Raw genomic sequence first — 14,481 nt, 5'->3', positions numbered from 1 at the left:
AGGCTACCGAAGTCGGGCAACCGTCCCGGCCCCGCCACGGCGTACGGCGGGGTGCGTCGGTGCCATGAGGTTGGATGGTCGACATGTCCCCTGCCACCCCTCTGTCCGACCACCTCGCCGACGCCGTCGGGGACCCGCTCGAGCTGACCCGCCGGCTGGTCGACATCCCCTCGGTGAGCGGCGACGAGCAGGCGATCGCCGACGCCGTCGAGGGTCTGCTGCGCCGCTACCCGCACCTCGAGGTCGAGCGGTTCGGCCACACCGTCGTCGCCCGGACGCAGCTCGGCCGGGCCGACCGGGTGGTGCTCGCCGGGCACCTCGACACCGTGCCCGAGCACGACAACCTGCCGTCGCGCCTGGAGGACGGCATCCTGCACGGCCTCGGCACCTGCGACATGAAGGGCGGGGTCGCGGTGGGCCTGCACCTGGCCGCCACCGTCACCGACCCGCCGCGCGACGTCACCTACCTGTTCTACGAGTGCGAGGAGGTCGAGGCCGAGCGCAACGGCCTGACCAAGCTCGCCGCCGCCCGCCCCGACCTGCTCGAGGCCGACTTCGCCGTCCTCATGGAGCCCTCGAACGCCGTCGTCGAGGCCGGCTGCCAGGGCACCATGCGCGTCGAGGTCACGCTCACCGGCCAGCGGGCCCACTCGGCCCGCTCCTGGATGGGCTCCAACGCCATCCACGCCGCCGCCCCGGTGCTGGAGAAGCTGGCCGCCTTCGAGGCGCGCCGCCCGGTCATCGACGGCCTGGAGTACCGCGAGGGCCTGAACGCGGTCGGCATCGCCGGCGGGGTGGCCGGCAACGTCGTGCCCGACACCTGCGTGGTCTCGGTCAACTATCGCTTCGCCCCCGACCGGTCCGAGGAGGAGGCGCTGGCCTTCCTCACCGACCTCTTCGCCCCGCACCTCGTGCAGGTCAAGGACTCCTCGCCCGGCGCCCTGCCCGGACTCGGCGTACCGGCGGCGCGGGACTTCGTCACCGCCGTCGGGGGAGAGGCGAACCCGAAGTTCGGCTGGACCGACGTCGCACGCTTCAGCGGGCTCGGGGTGCCGGCGGTCAACTTCGGCCCCGGCGACCCGATGTACGCCCACCGCCAGGACGAGCACGTGCCCGTCGAGCACGTGGCCCGGGTCGCCGCGCAGCTGCGGGCGTGGCTGGCGGGCACGTCGTGACCTCCCGCGACGAGACCGACCGCTACCGCGGACCGGTGCGGCTGCGCGGCAGCCAGAGCCACCCCGGCGGCACCACCACCGACCAGCGCCTGCTCGACTCCCGGGGCGCGTCCGACTGGGTGCACACCGACCCGTGGCGCGTGCTGCGGATCCAGAGCGAGTTCGTCGAGGGCTTCGGGGCGCTGGCCGAGCTCGGGCCGGCCGTCGGGGTCTTCGGCTCCGCCCGGACGACGACCGACGACCCGGTCTGGGCGGTCGCCGAGCAGGTCGGCCGCGGTCTGGCCGAGGCCGGGCTGGCCGTCATCACCGGCGGCGGTCCCGGGGCGATGGAGGCGGCCAACAAGGGCGCGACCGAGGCGGGCGGGACCTCCGTGGGTCTCGGCATCGAGCTGCCCTTCGAGGCGGGCCTGAACCCCTACGTCGAGCTCGGCGTGAACTTCCGCTACTTCTTCGCCCGCAAGACGATGTTCGTGAAGTACTCCCAGGGCTTCGTGGTGCTGCCCGGCGGGCTCGGCACCCTCGACGAGCTCTTCGAGGCGCTGACGCTGGTGCAGACCCGCAAGGTGACGTCCTTCCCGGTCGTGCTGGTCGGCGTCGACTACTGGTCGGGCCTGCTGGCCTGGCTGCGCGACACCGCGGTCGCGGGCGGCAAGGTCAGCCCGGGCGACCTCGACCTGCTCACGCTGACCGACGACCCCGACGAGGCTGTGGCGGTCATGGTCGCCGCCCGCGAGGAGCGCGACGCCTCGGGTGGGAGCATCGACCGATGACCTGGTTCTTCGCGCTCCTGGTGATGGCCGTCCTCGGGGTGGTCGCCGTCGTCGCGGTCGGGCGCGGCGGGGGCCTGGAGGAGACCTTCGACGACCGGCCCGACCCGCGGGTCCCGGATGGTCCGCTCTCGGCCTCCGACCTGCGACGGGTGCGCTTCACCACCGCGTTCCGCGGCTACCGGATGTCGGAGGTCGACGCGTTGCTCGAGCGGCTCGCCGTCCAGGTCGACGACGCCCGCGGGGCGCCGGGGACCACCGGGGGCGACGCGCGGAGCGGTACCCCCGGGGGCGACGCGCGGAGCGGGACCACCGGGAGCGATGCGCGGAGCGGGACCACCGGGGGCGATGCGCGCACCGGGACCACCGAGTGACGGAGCCTGAGACCTCGAACGGCGCCCGGCCCGGGCCCGACGGGGGGCTGCGCTGTCCCTGGGGGCTGAGCACCCCGGACTACCTCGCCTACCACGACGAGGAGTGGGGCCGCCCGGTCCACGGCGAGTCGGCGCTCTTCGAGCGGCTCACGCTGGAGGCCTTCCAGTCCGGGCTGTCCTGGATCACGATCCTGCGCAAGCGCGAGGCCTTCCGGGAGGTCTTCAGTGCGTTCGACCCCGCCGTGGTGGCGTCGTACGACGAGGCGCGGGTCGCCGAGCTGCTGACCGACACCCGCATCGTGCGCAACCGCTCGAAGGTGGAGGCCGCGGTGTCCAACGCCCGTGCGGTGCTCGATCTCGACGGCGGCCTCGACGCGCTGCTGTGGTCCTTCGCGCCGGACGGGGACCGGCCCGCCCCGCGCAGGCTGGGCGACGTACCAGCGGTGACGGGGGAGTCGACCGCCATGGCCACGGAGCTCAAGCGCCGCGGCTTCCGCTTCGTCGGCCCCACCACGGCGTACGCCCTGATGCAGGCCACCGGCATGGTCAACGACCACCTCGCCGACTGCACCGCCCGCTGACGCCCGCTCCCGACCCGAACCCCTCCGAAACCGCATGTAACGCGGGGTTATGGACGGCTCGCAAGGGTCACAACCCGTGGTGGGCGTCCACAACCCCTGCCCGGTTGGGGCGGGTCGCCGTTCTCCGACGTACGCCGGGCAGGCGGCCGCTCGAGCACGGCCGGCCGGACGTGAGTCCCGTCCGACCGAGTCTTATGGACGCCTCCCACGCGTTGTGAGCCTTGGTCGGCGTCCATAACCCCGCGTTACATGGGCGGAGGTCCCGCGTTCCATGGCGGAGCGGGCCCGGGAGGGGTCAGCGGGCGTGGAAGGTGGGGCGCTGCTTGGCCACGAAGGAGTCGACGGCGTTGCGGTGGTCCTCGGTGCCGCCGGTCTCGGTCATCATCCGGGCCTCGAAGTCCAGCGAGGACGGCAGGTCGTGGGTGGCGGCGAAGTGCACCGAGCGCCGGATGGCGGCGTACGACAGGGTCGGGCCGGCGGCCAGGCGCCCGGCCAGGGTCGCGACCTCCGCGGCCAGCTCGTCGCCGGCCACGACGCGGGTGACGATGCCCAGGTCGGCGCACTCGTCGGCCTTGATCGTGCGCGGCTCGTAGAGCAGCTCCAGCGCCTTGGCGGGCCCGACGAGCCGCTGCAGGGTCCACGACGACCCGGTGTCGCAGGACAGCGCGATGCCGGAGAAGGCCAGGTTGATGCCCGCGGAGTCGGCGGCGATCCGGTAGTCGCAGGCCAGAGCGAGGCTGGCCCCCGCGCCCGCGGCCACCCCGTTGAGCGCCGCGATCACCGGCTTCGGCATCGTCGCCAGCGCCAGCACGGTCGGGTTGTAGTGCTCCGGGACGGTCGTGAAGAGCACCTCGGCACCCTGCTCGAGCAGCCCGACGTGCTCCTTGAGGTCCTGGCCCACGCAGAAGGCGCGGCCGGTGCCGGTGAGCACGACGCAGCGCACCGCCGGGTCCTCGGCGACCTCGGTGACGGCCGCGAGCAGGGCCTCCTTGGTCGCCACGTCGAGGCTGTTCATGGCCTCGGGACGGTTGAGCGTGAGGGTCGCGACGCCGCCCTCACGGGTCACGATCACGGGCTGGTCGGCGCTGCTGCTGGCTGACGTCATCGGCTCTCCCAGGGGTGATGTGCCGCACACGGACACGGTGGGAGATAATAGGCGTCGATCCGGTTCGCCGGAGCGGGGGTGCTTGGCCCTCGCCCGCGGACCGACCAGCATGCTGGTGACACAGGAAGAGGTGTTCGCATGGCGGCGATGAAGCCGCGGACGGGCGACGGTCCGCTCGAGGTGACCAAGGAGGGCCGCGGCATCGTCATGCGCGTCCCGCTCGAGGGCGGAGGCCGCCTCGTGGTCGAGCTCAACGCCGAGGAGGCCGGCGCCCTGGAGGCGGCCCTCCATCAGGTCGTGGGCTGATCTCAGCCTCGACACCGGGAGCGATGACGCTCCCGAACACGCCACTGCGACCGCACGTCAGCCTGGGTGAGGACCTCGCGTCCGAGCTGCCTGGGGCTGACGTGCTGGCGCTGCCGTTCCTGGCCGAGGACGGCACGCTCGTCCTCGGCCCGGGGGCCGCCGAGCTGCTCGAGCGCGTCGACGTCGACCTGATCGCCCTGCTCGAGCACCAGGGGGCGAAGGGCCGCGCCGGCGAGGTCGTGGAGCACGTGCTGCTGTCCCGCAGCGCCCGCGACCCCGGCGACCAGGACAGCGGGGACGGCGGCGCACCCCTCACGCTCCTGCTGGTCGGGGTCGGCTCCTCCACGCCGACCGACCTGCGTCGCGCCGGTGCCGCCGTCGTACGCCGCTCCCGCTCGCCCCAGCGCGCCGGCGACGCCACGGGCCCGCGACGGGTCGTGACCACGGTGCCGGCGCTCGCCGACGACGCGGGCCTGCGCGCCTTCGTCGAGGGCCTGGTGCTGGGGGGCTTCCGCTACGACCTCAAGACCGGCGACCCCGGGCTCGCGCCCCAGGTCGTGCTGGCCGGGCTGGTGCGCCCGTCCGCCCGCGAGACGGCTCTCGAGGCCGCGCTCGCCACGGGTGGCGCCGGCTGGGCCGCGCGCACGCTGGCGCTGGTGCCCTCGAACGAGAAGACCCCGGTGTGGCTCGCGGAGCGGGCGGCCGAGGTCGCGTCCGCGCAGAAGCTCGACATCCGGGTGTGGGACGAGACGCAGCTGCGTGACGGGGGCTTCGGCGGCCTGACCGGGGTCGGTCAGGCCTCGGCCAACCCGCCCCGGCTGGTGCAGCTCGACTACGCGCCGTCGCGGGCCTCACGGCGTACGCCGCACGTGGTGCTCGTCGGTAAGGGCATCACCTTCGACACCGGCGGCCTGTCCATCAAGCCGGCCGACGCGATGATGAACATGAAGCGCGACATGACCGGCGCCGGTGTGGTGCTGGCGGTCATGGAGCAGCTCGCCGCCCTCGACTGCCCGGTGAAGGTGACCGGGCTGATGGCCTGCGCCGAGAACTCCGTCAGCGGCTCCTCGCTGCGTCCCGGCGACGTGGTCCGCCACTACGGCGGCCGCACCAGCGAGGTCACCAACACCGACGCCGAGGGGCGGCTGGTGCTGGCTGACGCGCTCGCCTACGCCGTCGCCGAGCTCAAGCCCGACGTGCTCGTGGACGTGGCGACGCTGACCGGGGCGGTCAAGATCAGCCTGGGCCAGCGCACCGGCGGCCTCTTCGCCGACGACGACGGCCTCGCCGCGCAGCTCGACGTCGCCGGCAAGGCCGCGGGGGAGCCGCTGTGGCGGCTGCCGCTGGTGGCCGACTACGAGGAGCGCCTGGAGTCGAAGGTCGCCGACGCCGACAACGCCGCCGGCTCGCCGGGCGCCATCACCGCAGCGCTCTTCCTGCAGCACTTCACCGGCGACGTGCCGTGGGCCCACCTCGACATCGCCTCGGTCGGGGACTCCCCGGTCGACGCCTTCGAGTGGACCCCCGGCGCCACCGGCTTCGGGGCTCGGCTGCTGCTGCACTGGCTGGAGCAGCGTGACCCCCTCGACGGTGTCCGCACCTCGGGGCGGGCGCCGTCGAGGGGCCGCGGCCGCCCGTGACGCGGCACGTGCACCCATGAGGCTGGTCGACCCCCACCCGCGCTTCCACCGCTCGTTCCTCGCCGCGGCCGACGAGTTCGTCGCCGCCGACGAGGCGATGTACGCCAACCTCCTGTCCTGGTCCGCCGACGCCGGCTTCGCCGGGGTGGAGTTCACCCGCCAGGGGCTCGAGGACCCCGAGGAGTTCGCCGCGCTGTGCCGCTTCCTGGTGCGCCAGCGCGACGAGGACGCGCCCCGCCCGCGCCAGTTCGTGCCGTTCACCGAGCTATGGATGGCCGAGGACGACGAGTACGTCGGACGCATCTCGCTGCGCCACGAGCTCAACGAGCTGCTCTACACCTGGGGCGGCCACATCGGGTACGCCGTACGCCCGACCGCGCGGAGCCGGGGACTGGCCGGGTCGGCGCTGCTGCAGATGCTCGAGGTCTGCGACGAGCTCGACATCGACCCGGTGCTCATCACCTGCGACGTCGACAACGAGGCCTCACGGCGCACGATCGAGAGTGCGGGCGGCGTCTACGAGGACACCCGCGAGGGCAAGCTGCGCTACTGGATCGACCTGTCCTGACGGACCGGTGCTCAGAGCTTGCGCGCCACCAGCAGACCGTCGCCCATCGGCAGCAGCAGCGGGACGAGACCCTCGTGCTCCTGGACGCTGCGACCGAGCTCGCGCACGGCCACGGTCTCGGGATCGCGCTGGGCCGGGTCGGCGACGCGGTCGTGCCACAGCGCGTTGTCGAAGGCCACCAGGCCGCCGGGCTTCAGCAGCCGCAGCGCCTCGGCGAGGTAGTCGCCGTACTCGCGCTTGTCGCCGTCGCAGAAGACCAGGTCGTAGTGGCCGTCGGTCAGGCGGGGGAGCACGTCGAGCGCCGAGCCGTTGATCAGGCGCGCCCGCTGCGGCGGGATGCCGGCCTCGGTGAAGGACTTCTTGGCCAGCCGCTGGTGCTCGGCCTCGGTGTCGACCGTGGTGAGCACGCCGTCGGAGGTCATGCCGCGCAGCAGCCACACCCCGGAGACGCCGGTGCCGGTGCCGATCTCGACGACGGCGCGGGCCTCGATGACCGACGCCAGGAACCGCAGGGCCGCTCCGGCGCCGGAGCCGACGGGGCTCACCCCGACCTCCTGCGCCCGCGCCCGCGCGTTGCCCAGCACCTCGTCCTCGGCGACGAACTGCTCGGCGTAGGTCCAGCTGGCGGGCTTGAGTCCGGTGGAAATAGCTCCCCCTCAGGGTCGTGTGCTCAGGCGGACTCTAACCGATCGGCAGCACCCCGGCTTCGCAGCGTCACCTCGGCAGACCCTCAGCCGGTTCTCAGCCCCGGTCACTAGCGTCGAGCCATGAGCGGCGTGCTGATCGAGGAGGGGACGGTCAGCCCCTCGCGCCCGGTCCCCGTCCAGGCCGCGCGGCCCGTCCAGGGCACTCAGGGCGCCCAGGCCACGGAGCCCGCGGAGCTCGTACGACGCCACCGCGGCCGCGTGCTGCGGCTCGCGACCCGCCTGACCGGCAACCGGTCGGACGCCGAGGACCTCACCCAGGAGGTCTTCGTCCGTGCCCTCACCTCCGCCGACACCCTGCGACCCGACGGCGTCGAGGGCTGGCTGCACCGGGTGACGACCAACCTCTTCCTCGACCACGCCCGTCGTCGGGCCCGCACCCGGGTCGACCCGTGGGGCGACCACCTGGAGGCGCGGGTCAGGCCCGCCGAGGCCGCCGACACCGTCCTGCTGGACGAGACCTTCGAGTCCGACGTGGAGAGCGCGCTGACCGCCCTGGCCGCGCCGGTGCGGGCCGTCGTGGTGCTGGTCGACCTCGAGGGTCTCAGCTACGCCGAGGCGGCCTCGGTCCTGGACGCGAAGGTGGGCACGGTGCGCTCCCGCCTCCACCGGGGCCGCACCCAGCTGCGGCGGGCGCTGGCCCACCGCGACCCGCGGGCCGCGCGCCCGACCCCGGAGCGACCCGCCCGTCGCGGTCCCCGGGTCCGGCCCCCGGTGCTGGGGGTGCCGAGCCTCGGTCTCTGACCGGGCTCCGCGGGCGTCCGGCCGTCGCCCGATCGTCGTACTCCGGGGGTCGGGTTGCACCCCATGGGGAACAATGGCCCGGTGAGTGCACCCGGGGACGAGCCAGCAGCCGAGGACAGGTCCGGCGCGTCCGCGGACGACACCCAGCCGATCCCGGCCCGACCCGGTCCCTACGAGCCCCGCCCGGGGTCCCCCTGGGCCTCGGCCAGCGGCGACGAGCCCACCCGCGTGCTGCCCACCGGTGCCGCCCCCGGCCCCGGTCCCGGTTCCGGCACCGCCCCCGGCACGCCGTCGCCGGGCCAGCGCCCGCCGTCCGGTCCTCCCGGCTACGGCCCGCCGCCCGGCTGGGGTCGCCCCCCGGGCGGACCCGCAGGGCCCGGAGGTCCCGGAGGTCCCGGAGGTCCCGGAGGTCCCGGCCGACCGCCGTACGGACCTCCCGGCCCGGGCTACGGCCAGGGCCCGGGGAGCCCCTACGGTCCCTACGGCCCGCCCCCCGGCTACCCGCAGGGCCCGGCCCGGCGGGGCAACGGCTGGATCCTCCCGGTCGCGATCGCCGCCGCGCTCGTGGCCGGGCTCGTCGGCGGCCTGCTCGGAGGCGGCCTGCTGCTCGGGCTGCGCTCCGACGACGGTGGGTCGGTCGGGCTGGGGGACGACCCCCTCGCCGAGGAGTACGCCGAGCCCCTCGCGCCCGGCAACACGAGCGTGGCGGCCGTGGCCTCCCGCCTCCTGCCCAGCACCGTCCAGGTCCGGGTCGTCAACGACGACGACGCCGAGGCCCAGGGCGGCACCGGCTCGGGCTTCGTCGTGGACCGCGCGGGCCACGTCATCACCAACAACCACGTCGTCGCGATCGCCGAGGAGGGCGCCGAGATCGACGTCGTCGACATGAACGGCCGCGCCCGCACCGCCACGGTGGTGGGCCGCAGCCCCGTCTACGACATCGCCGTCCTCGACGTGAAGGACCCCCGCGGGCTGCGTCCCGCCGCCCTCGGCAGCTCGCGCAAGATGGTCGTCGGCCAGACCGTCGTCGCCATCGGCTCCCCGCTGGGGCTGTCCAGCACCGTCACCTCGGGCATCGTCAGCGCGCTCGACCGGCCGGTGAGCGTGGGGGCGGAGGACGACTCGTCCTACATCAACGCCGTGCAGACCGACGCCGCGATCAACCCGGGCAACTCGGGAGGACCGCTGGTCAACCTGCAGGGCCAGGTGGTCGGGGTGAACTCGGCCATCGCCACGACCGGTGGTGGTTTCGGCGGCCAGGGCGGCAACATCGGGGTCGGTTTCGCGATCCCGATGGAGCAGGTCCGCTTCACCGCCCGCCAGATCCTCCAGACCGGTGAGGCGGAGTACCCCGTCATCGGGGCCAGCGTGCGGACCAGCAAGAACCGCCCGGGCGCCGACATCATCGAGGTCGAGGAGGGCACCCCGGCCGCGGAGGCGGGGCTGCGCACCGGCGACCGGGTCACCGAGATCGAGGGCACCTTCGTGTCCGACGCGAACTCGCTGATCGTCAAGATCCGCAGCCAGCGCCCGGGGCAGACGGTGACGCTCACCGTGGAGCGCAACGGCGACGAGCAGGAGGTCGACGTCACGCTGGCCGGACGCGTCGGCTGACGTCGCCGACCAGGCACCCGCGTCGAGCGGGCGGGGCGAGCGCCGCTCAGGTGGCCTCGTGGTCGTACGGCGGCCGTTCGCCGGAACGCAGCGGCGGGGCCGCCGGGGCCTTCTTGACGTCGTCCTCGTCGTCCTCGTCGTCCTCGTCGTCCTCCCAGGCCTCCATCACGTGCTTGCGGATGGCCCGGCGGGGGTCGAGGTCTGTCAGCTCGAAGTCGGCGTACTCGGGGCCGAGCTCGGTGCGGATGTCGTCGCGCGCCTGGCGCGCGAGGCCGCGGACCTGGCGGATCATGCGGCCGGCCTGACGGGCGAAGTCGGGCAGCCGGTCGGGTCCGAAGACCAGCATGGCCACCACGCCGATGACGAGGAACTCGGCGAACCCGATCCCCATCATCGCCGCACCACCTGCTCAGCCTCCCCCACCGGCACGGCGTCGCTCAGCGCTTCCCGGCCGGAGCCAGCCCGAGCTGCATGCCGGCGAGCCCGCGGCCGCGGCCGGAGAGGCGCTCGGCGATCCCGCTGAGCGAGCGTGCGGCCGGGGCGTCGGGGTCGCTGGTGACCAGGGGCTTGCCGAGGTCGCCGCCGGCGCGGAGCCGCTCGTCGAGCGGGATGTCGCCGAGCAGCGGCACGTCGTAGCCGAGGCGCTGCGACAGCGTGCGCGCGACGCGCTCGCCGCCGCCGGTGCCGAAGACGTCGAGACGGTGCTCCGGGCCGCAGTGCGGGCAGGGCAGGAAGGACATGTTCTCCACGACGCCGACGACGCGCTGGTGCATCATCGAGGCCATCGTGCCGGCGCGCTCGGCGACCTCGGCGGCCGCCTCCTGCGGGGTGGTGACCACGACGACCTCGGCGTTGGGCAGGTGCTGGCCCAGCGAGATCGCGACGTCGCCGGTGCCGGGCGGGAGGTCGAGGAGCAGCACGTCGAGGTCGCCCCAGTAGACGTCGGCCAGCATCTGCACCAGCGCCCGGTCGAGCATGGGTCCGCGCCAGGCGACGACCTGGTCGCGCCGCGGCTTGAGCATGCCGATGCTGATGACCGAGGGGCCCTCCTCGGTCGGCACGGGCATGATCATCTCCTCGACCTGCGTGGGGCGGTGGTCGGCGATCCCGAGCATGGCCGGGACGGAGTGGCCGTAGATGTCGGCGTCGACGATGCCGACCTTGAGTCCCTGACGGGCCATCGCGGTGGCGAGGTTGACGGTGACCGAGGACTTGCCGACGCCGCCCTTGCCGGAGGCGACCGCGATCACGCGGGTCAGCGAGCCGGGCTTGGCGAAGGGGATCTCCTTGGGGGCCTTGCCGCCGCGCAGCGAGGCCTGGAGGTTCGAGCGCTGCTCGTCGTTCATCACGCCGAACTCGACGGCGACGCGGCTGACGCCGGGGACCTTGGCGACCGCGGCGGTGACGTCGTTGGTCAGGGTGTCGCGCATGGGGCAGCCGGACACGGTGAGCAGGATCCGCACCTCGACGTCGCCGTCGTCGCCGACCCGGATCTCGTCGACCATCCCCAGGTCGGTGAGGGGGCGGCGGATCTCGGGGTCGTTGACGGTGGCGAGGGCAGCGGTGATCTGCTCGGTGGACGGGGAAGTCATGACCTCAGCCTACGTGCCCGCCGGTGCTGCTCCCGCGGCGTCCGGGGTCGGGTTGGTCACGCGGCTCGAGGGGCTCGTCGAGGGCGGCGGCGGGCTCGTCGGGCGCCATCCGGTCGTCGATCTCGGACAGCAGCGTCCGCAGCTCCGAGCGCACGTAGTCGCGGGTCGCGACCTCGCCGAGGGCCATCCGCAGGCTGGCCATCTCGCGGGCCAGGAACTCCATGTCGGCGTGGGCGCGGGAGTTGGCCATCCGGTCGCCCTCGGCGATGACGCGGTCGCGATCCTCCTGCCGGTTCTGCGCGAGCAGGATGAGCGGGGCGGCGTACGACGCCTGGAGGCTGAGCATCAGCGTGAGGAAGATGAAGGGGAACGGGTCGAACTTGGCGTCGTCGGGGGCCAGCCAGTTGTAGATCAGCCACGCGACGACGAAGCCGGACATGTAGAGCAGGAAGCGCGCGGTGCCCATGAAGCGCGCGAAGCGCTCGGCGAAGCGGCCGAACGTGTCGTCCTCGAGCTGGGGGCGCAGCGGCACCAGGCGGCGGGCGTCGCGGGGCTGGTCCAGGCGGGGGGTACGTCGCTCGCGACCGCCCTCCGAGCCCGGCTCACGCCTGGCCACGGAGCCTCCCCGGCAGCGACCGGGCGGCGCGCGCGGCGGTGGGCAGGCGGCTCTCGGCGGAGTCGTGGTCGCGCCAGTTCTCCGGCAGCAGGTGGTCGAGGAGGTCGTCGACGGTGACCGCGCCGAGCAGCCGGTTGTTGTCGTCGGTGACGGCGGCGGCGACCAGGTTGTACGTCGCGAGGTGCCGCGCGACGTCCTCGAGGGTGTCGCCGACCTTGAGGGCGGTGACGCCCTCGTCGACCACCGAGCCGACCAGCGTGCTGGGGGGCTCGCGCAGCAGGCGCTGGATGTGGGCGACGCCGATCATGCGGCCGGTGGGCGGCTCGAGCGGGGGGCGGGTGACGTAGACGAGCGCGGCCAGGGAGGGCGTGACCTCGGCCTGGCGGACGTGGGCGAGGGCCTCGGCCACGGTGGCGTCGGGGGGCAGGATGATCGGCTCGGTGGTCATCATGCCGCCGGCGGTGCGGTCCTCGTAGGACAGCAGCCGGCGCACGTCCTCGGCCTCGTCGGGCTCCATCAGCGCCAGCAGCGCCTCGGCCGTCTCCGGCGGCAGCTCGGCGATGAGGTCGGCGGCGTCGTCGGGCGACATCTCCTCGAGGACGTCGGCGGCGCGCTCGTCGTCGAGCTGGCCGAGGATCTCGACCTGGTCCTCCTCCGGCAGCTCCTCGAGGACGTCGGCGAGCCGCTCGTCGGCCAGCGCGGCCGCCACCTCGCCACGCCGCTTGGCGGGCAGGTCGTGGATGACGTGGGCGAGGTCGGCGGCCTTCATCTCCTCGAGCGCGGCGAGCAGGTGGGTCGCGCCCTGGGCCTCCTCGGGGGTGAAGCCGTCGATGTCCTCCCACTCCAGGACGTGGGTCTGGCCCTTGCGGCCGAAGCGCTTGGACCCCTCCTGCAGGGCGACGCGGCTGATGACCCAGTCGCGGCTGCGCTCCTGCTCGATGGCGAGGTCGAAGACCGTGCCCTGGAGGTCGCTGTGCCGGGCGGAGGCCTTGCGGTCGAGCATCTCGGCCACGACGCGGGTCTCGCCGGCCCGCTGCTCGAAGCGCCGCATGTTGACCACGCCGGTGGTGATGACCTGGCCGCTGTCGATGCTGGTGACCCGGGTCATGGGCAGGAAGACGTTGCGGCGTCCGAGCACCTCCACGACGAGCCCGAGCACGCGGGGGCGCCGGCCGCCGGGGCGCAGCAGGATCACGAGGTCGCGGACCCGCCCGACCTGGTCGCCCGCGGGGTCGAAGACCTGCAGCCCGGTCAGTCGGCCCACGAAGACGCGGCTGGGGGAGGTGGTCACGACGTCAGGGTAGTCCCCGCGCGCCGCGCTCCCGCGGGTGATCGCCCGAGCCCGCGGGGCGACGTGCGGCGCCTATGGGCACGGACGACGCTGTGACGTGCGAGACCATTGTGACTGATGTGACAGAAGTTGTCCGTGTTGTCACGGCGTGTCGTGTTGGTCGTTGTCGTCCCTTTGGTGCATTCTGCCCCACCCGTCCCACGGGTGTTCTACCGTCGTCTCACTGGGAGAGCCGGCAGACACACCCCCACCGCATCGCGGTCGTCTGCCCATGATCGAAGGAGTCCGCATGCGCACGTCCGTGGCCGCTCGCACCGCCCGGGTCGTCCCGACCCGCCCCACCTGGTGGCTGCCCACCGTCGGCACGCTCGTGCTGGCGCTGGCCGCCCTGCTCACCGGGCTGGTCCTCACCGGCCCTGCGCCGGACTCCGGTCCGCCGACCGTCACCACGCCGTTCTCGCGGATGGCCAGCACCGCCCCCGTCGTGCGGGTCGCCAGCTTCAACGTGCTCGGGGCCAACCACACCGACGGCCCCCGGGCCAACAAGAGGAGCTTCGCGAGCAGCACCGTGCGCACGCCGGCGACGGTGAAGATCCTCGACAACAACGGCGTCGACATCGTGGGCTTCCAGGAGCTCAACCGGGTCCAGCACGACCAGTTCATGGGCGTGACCAAGGGCGCCTGGGACATGTACCCCGGCGACGAGCTGACCAACTACGCCACCCACAACTCCATCGCGTGGCGGACGAGCAAGTGGGAGCTGGTCGAGGCCAACACCGTTCCCATCACCTACTTCGACGGTGTGCGGGTCCCGATGCCCTACCTGCTGATGCGGCACAAGGCCTCCGGTCGCCTGCTGTGGGTGGCCAACTTCCACAACCCGGCCAGCACCCGCCACCGCGCCCCGCAGCTGAAGTGGCGCACGATGGCCAAGAACGACGAGATCGCGCTGGCCAACCGGCTCCACGAGACCAACATCCCGCTCGTCATCACCGGGGACATGAACGAGAAGGAGACCTACCACTGCGCGATGACGTCGCGGGCGCCGATGAAGGCGGCCAACGGCGGCTCCTTCGGCACGACCCGGTGCGTCGCCCCGCGCGACACCCGGATCGACTGGATCTTCGGCTCGTCGTACCTGCGGCTGTTCAACTACCTCGCCCAGCGGACCCCGCTGGTCCAGCGGACCACCGACCACCCGGTGATCCTGGCCGACGTGGCGGTCCCGCTGCGGCAGCGCACGCGCTGAGCGTGACCCGCACGGGCCCGGGCCCGTGTGAAGAACTGCACAGGTCACGGCGGGCTACCGAGAAGTAGCATGGCGGGCGGTGGCGAGGTCGATCTCGCCGCCGCCCGCTGTGCTTCCCCGGGCCCGCCGACCACCGAGCGGCCCGTGCCTGTCGT

16 protein-coding genes are annotated in these 14,481 nt (G+C 73.6%); 10 read left to right on the top strand and 6 right to left on the bottom strand.

Annotation, left to right across the window (positions count from 1 at the left end; translation table 11 throughout):
* The first annotated feature begins 83 nt into the window (after positions 1–83).
* The 4 genes from dapE to G7072_RS14840 are packed head-to-tail and all read left to right on the top strand — an operon-like array spanning position 84 to position 2,897.
* Complete coding sequence (gene dapE, locus G7072_RS14855; protein WP_166087677.1) at positions 84–1,175, top strand: succinyl-diaminopimelate desuccinylase; 1,092 nt, start codon at positions 84–86, stop codon at positions 1,173–1,175.
* Positions 1,172–1,945, top strand: coding sequence for a TIGR00730 family Rossman fold protein (locus tag G7072_RS14850; protein ID WP_240916972.1), 774 nt, complete (start codon positions 1,172–1,174; stop codon positions 1,943–1,945). Before dapE ends, G7072_RS14850 begins: the two co-directional genes overlap by 4 nt.
* Positions 1,942–2,316, top strand: coding sequence for a DivIVA domain-containing protein (locus G7072_RS14845; RefSeq protein ID WP_166087673.1), 375 nt, complete (start codon positions 1,942–1,944; stop codon positions 2,314–2,316). Before G7072_RS14850 ends, G7072_RS14845 begins: the two co-directional genes overlap by 4 nt.
* Complete coding sequence (locus G7072_RS14840) at positions 2,313–2,897, top strand: DNA-3-methyladenine glycosylase I (RefSeq protein ID WP_166087671.1); 585 nt, start codon at positions 2,313–2,315, stop codon at positions 2,895–2,897. Before G7072_RS14845 ends, G7072_RS14840 begins: the two co-directional genes overlap by 4 nt.
* A 295-nt stretch (positions 2,898–3,192) precedes the next feature.
* Here the strand turns inward: G7072_RS14840 and G7072_RS14835 are convergent, their stop codons facing one another.
* Positions 3,193–4,002, bottom strand: a complete 810-nt coding sequence (locus G7072_RS14835; RefSeq protein WP_166087669.1) for an enoyl-CoA hydratase-related protein — start codon at positions 4,000–4,002, stop codon at positions 3,193–3,195.
* 138 nt (positions 4,003–4,140) lie between these two features.
* Between G7072_RS14835 and G7072_RS14830 the strand changes: the two genes are divergently transcribed.
* From G7072_RS14830 to G7072_RS14820, 3 genes are read left to right on the top strand one after another with little or no spacing between them, the layout of a single operon-like run.
* Entirely contained in the window at positions 4,141–4,308 is a 168-nt protein-coding gene (locus G7072_RS14830; RefSeq protein WP_166087667.1) for a DUF3117 domain-containing protein, read from the top strand.
* Between the two features lie 23 nt (positions 4,309–4,331).
* Positions 4,332–5,948, top strand: a complete 1,617-nt coding sequence (locus G7072_RS14825; protein WP_166087664.1) for a leucyl aminopeptidase family protein — start codon at positions 4,332–4,334, stop codon at positions 5,946–5,948.
* 16 nt (positions 5,949–5,964) lie between these two features.
* Positions 5,965–6,516 carry a GNAT family N-acetyltransferase gene (locus G7072_RS14820; RefSeq protein ID WP_166087662.1) on the top strand — a complete coding sequence of 184 codons (552 nt, stop codon included), beginning with the start codon at positions 5,965–5,967 and terminating at the stop codon, positions 6,514–6,516.
* 11 nt (positions 6,517–6,527) lie between these two features.
* Here G7072_RS14820 and G7072_RS14815 read toward each other — a convergent pair whose 3' ends face one another.
* Positions 6,528–7,163 (bottom strand): O-methyltransferase, encoded by a 636-nt coding sequence (locus G7072_RS14815; RefSeq protein ID WP_166090230.1) that lies wholly within the window; start codon positions 7,161–7,163, stop codon positions 6,528–6,530.
* Between the two features lie 120 nt (positions 7,164–7,283).
* Between G7072_RS14815 and G7072_RS14810 the strand changes: the two genes are divergently transcribed.
* Together G7072_RS14810 and G7072_RS14805 are read left to right on the top strand one after the other, a co-directional pair.
* On the top strand, positions 7,284–7,964 hold the full coding sequence (locus G7072_RS14810; RefSeq protein ID WP_166087659.1) for a sigma-70 family RNA polymerase sigma factor: 681 nt from the start codon (positions 7,284–7,286) through the stop codon (positions 7,962–7,964).
* 81 nt (positions 7,965–8,045) lie between these two features.
* Positions 8,046–9,578, top strand: a complete 1,533-nt coding sequence (locus tag G7072_RS14805) for a trypsin-like peptidase domain-containing protein (protein WP_166087658.1) — start codon at positions 8,046–8,048, stop codon at positions 9,576–9,578.
* A gap of 46 nt (positions 9,579–9,624) precedes the next feature.
* On the opposite strand, the gene G7072_RS14800 is transcribed toward G7072_RS14805, so the two are convergent.
* Genes G7072_RS14800 through G7072_RS14785 form a run of 4 tightly spaced genes read right to left on the bottom strand, consistent with a single transcriptional unit; the run spans position 9,625 to position 13,077 of the window.
* Positions 9,625–9,972, bottom strand: coding sequence for a sec-independent translocase (locus G7072_RS14800; RefSeq protein WP_166087656.1), 348 nt, complete (start codon positions 9,970–9,972; stop codon positions 9,625–9,627).
* A gap of 43 nt (positions 9,973–10,015) precedes the next feature.
* Complete coding sequence (locus G7072_RS14795; protein WP_166087654.1) at positions 10,016–11,170, bottom strand: Mrp/NBP35 family ATP-binding protein; 1,155 nt, start codon at positions 11,168–11,170, stop codon at positions 10,016–10,018.
* Between the two features lie 4 nt (positions 11,171–11,174).
* Positions 11,175–11,786, bottom strand: coding sequence for a DUF1003 domain-containing protein (locus G7072_RS14790; RefSeq protein ID WP_166087652.1), 612 nt, complete (start codon positions 11,784–11,786; stop codon positions 11,175–11,177).
* On the bottom strand, positions 11,773–13,077 hold the full coding sequence (locus G7072_RS14785) for a CBS domain-containing protein (protein WP_166087650.1): 1,305 nt from the start codon (positions 13,075–13,077) through the stop codon (positions 11,773–11,775). The genes G7072_RS14790 and G7072_RS14785 overlap by 14 nt, the downstream gene beginning before the upstream one ends.
* Positions 13,078–13,366: 289 nt before the next feature.
* Here G7072_RS14785 and G7072_RS14780 point away from each other — a divergent pair, with 289 nt between their 5' ends.
* Positions 13,367–14,326 (top strand): endonuclease/exonuclease/phosphatase family protein, encoded by a 960-nt coding sequence (locus tag G7072_RS14780; RefSeq protein ID WP_166087647.1) that lies wholly within the window; start codon positions 13,367–13,369, stop codon positions 14,324–14,326.
* The last annotated feature ends 155 nt before the right edge of the window (positions 14,327–14,481 follow it).

Source organism: Nocardioides sp. HDW12B, from assembly GCF_011299595.1.
Lineage (GTDB): Bacteria > Actinomycetota > Actinomycetes > Propionibacteriales > Nocardioidaceae > Marmoricola_A.
This window is presented reverse-complemented; position numbering and strand designations above follow the sequence as displayed.

Bases quoted from the DNA above. Each gene is read 5' to 3' on its own strand.
- G7072_RS14800 (WP_166087656.1), bottom strand. From the start codon at position 9,972: ATGATGGGGATCGGGTTCGCCGAGTTCCTCGTCATCGGCGTGGTGGCC.
- G7072_RS14825 (WP_166087664.1), top strand. From the start codon at position 4,332: ATGACGCTCCCGAACACGCCACTGCGACCGCACGTCAGCCTGGGTGAG.
- G7072_RS14835 (WP_166087669.1), bottom strand. From the start codon at position 4,002: ATGACGTCAGCCAGCAGCAGCGCCGACCAGCCCGTGATCGTGACCCGT.
- G7072_RS14845 (WP_166087673.1), top strand. From the start codon at position 1,942: ATGACCTGGTTCTTCGCGCTCCTGGTGATGGCCGTCCTCGGGGTGGTC.
- G7072_RS14810 (WP_166087659.1), top strand. From the start codon at position 7,284: ATGAGCGGCGTGCTGATCGAGGAGGGGACGGTCAGCCCCTCGCGCCCG.
- dapE (WP_166087677.1), top strand. From the start codon at position 84: ATGTCCCCTGCCACCCCTCTGTCCGACCACCTCGCCGACGCCGTCGGG.
- G7072_RS14795 (WP_166087654.1), bottom strand. From the start codon at position 11,170: ATGACTTCCCCGTCCACCGAGCAGATCACCGCTGCCCTCGCCACCGTC.
- G7072_RS14820 (WP_166087662.1), top strand. From the start codon at position 5,965: ATGAGGCTGGTCGACCCCCACCCGCGCTTCCACCGCTCGTTCCTCGCC.
- G7072_RS14830 (WP_166087667.1), top strand. From the start codon at position 4,141: ATGGCGGCGATGAAGCCGCGGACGGGCGACGGTCCGCTCGAGGTGACC.
- G7072_RS14780 (WP_166087647.1), top strand. From the start codon at position 13,367: ATGCGCACGTCCGTGGCCGCTCGCACCGCCCGGGTCGTCCCGACCCGC.